Annotated in this window: 1 protein-coding gene; it reads left to right on the top strand. The window is 62.1% G+C overall.

Translation table 11 applies throughout. The features are described 5' to 3' along the window. Window positions 1–54 precede the first annotated feature (54 nt). Window positions 55–1023 (top strand): IS110 family RNA-guided transposase, encoded by a 969-nt coding sequence (locus tag QQL87_RS37220; RefSeq protein WP_502871260.1) that lies wholly within the window; start codon window positions 55–57, stop codon window positions 1021–1023. The last annotated feature ends 90 nt before the right edge of the window (window positions 1024–1113 follow it).

Raw genomic sequence — 1113 nt, 5'->3', positions numbered from 1 at the left:
CAACCCGAACAGTTGCAAGGGCTTCGAGCCCATACAAGGCAAGGAAGGGAGTGGATGATGACACAAAACGACAGCGTTGTCGTCGGCATCGATGTGGCCAAGGACAAGGTGGACGCCTGCATTCGCAGGCTCGGATTGCGGCAAACGTTCCCGAGCAGCCTGCAGGGTTACCGCCAGCTAGTGACTTGGCTTCGCAAGCACCAGGTGAACAAGGCCGTCATGGAGGCCAGCGGCGGCTATGAGCGAGAGTGGGCCAAGGTGTTGCGCGAGGCCGGCGTGGAGGTGCGGATCGTCGATCCCAAGCGGGTTCGCAACTTTGCCCTGTCGGCTGGTCGACTCGCGAAGAACGACACGATCGATGCGGAGATGATCGCTTGGTTCGCCGAGACGTTCAACGACGCACCGAGCCAGACCTACGATGCTGCCCGCGAGGAGTTGGCGGGACTGGTGAAGACACGCAAGAACCTGATGGAGCTGAAGACGCGTTTGCAGAGCCAGAAGGAACATGTTGTATCCGGCCTGGCGCAGAAGGCCCATGCCAACGTGTTGAAGACCCTCGCTACCCAAATTGCCAAGCTCGAGGCTGCGATCTCGGCCAAGGTCAAGGCCACACCGGAGTTTGCAGAGCGAGCCGAGATCATCGAGAGTGTGCCGGGCCTCGCCGGCACGACCTCCGCGATCCTCATTGCAGGAGCGCCTGAGCTCGGCAAGGTGAGTGACGAGATCGCCGCGGCTCTGATCGGCGTCGCCCCTTATGACGATGATAGTGGCAAGCGGCGCGGCGAGCGCCACATCAAAGGGGGCCGACGCTGGGTGAGAAACGCCCTGTTCACTCCCTGCCTTGGCGCAGCGACGCAGCACAATCCAGTGCTCAAGACCTACTATGAACGCCTGATTGCCAAGGGCAAAGAGCCTAAGGTCGCGCTCATTGCCTGCATGCGCAAGCTGATCATCATCCTCAACACGATGATCGCCCGCGGTGAGAAGTGGAATCCCAAGCCGCCCCGCGCCGCGGTGAGTTGATCGAGCGCCATGCCGCGCTCGGTCCACGACCGAGCGCATGCCAAGCCAACAGGACGGCGAGCGGACGGGGTCAAGGCCTTCAGCCGCCGA

It is taken from the genome of Bradyrhizobium sp. SSBR45G, from assembly GCF_030159255.1.
GTDB lineage: Bacteria > Pseudomonadota > Alphaproteobacteria > Rhizobiales > Xanthobacteraceae > Bradyrhizobium.
This window is presented reverse-complemented; position numbering and strand designations above follow the sequence as displayed.